The organism is Alkalihalophilus lindianensis (genome assembly GCF_032843265.1).
GTDB classification, from domain to species: Bacteria; Bacillota; Bacilli; order Bacillales; family Bacillaceae_D; genus Alkalihalophilus; species Alkalihalophilus lindianensis.
In genome coordinates, this window is record NZ_JAWJBA010000359.1 from 1 (window position 1) to 270 (window position 270).

Here is a 270-nt window from a genome sequence, read left to right on the forward strand (position 1 = left end):
CCAATACTTTAAAAGCATCTGGTGCCTCAGCTTTCAAACCTTTTCTGACAACGGTATTAATTGTTTCGTCCGGGCCGTATACACCCTTTGGATCCTCTAAGTATTTTAAATCAAATTTTGCGAACATCCAGTGTGGTGTCCAGCCTGTCACAATAATCGGCTCCTGTTTGTCATAGGCTTTTTTCAATGCAGCAGTCATCGCGGCGCTAGAACCTTCGATAAGCTTCCAATCATCAAGTTTGTACGCATCAAGAGCCTTGGTAGTGGACT

Annotated in this window: 1 protein-coding gene; it reads right to left on the reverse strand. The window is 43.7% G+C overall.

Going from position 1 to position 270, the window contains the following annotated elements; all coding sequences use genetic code 11:
• Positions 1-270 (reverse strand): glycine betaine ABC transporter substrate-binding protein (locus RYX56_RS22570; RefSeq protein ID WP_317124149.1); only part of this gene is annotated, 270 nt, incomplete at both ends.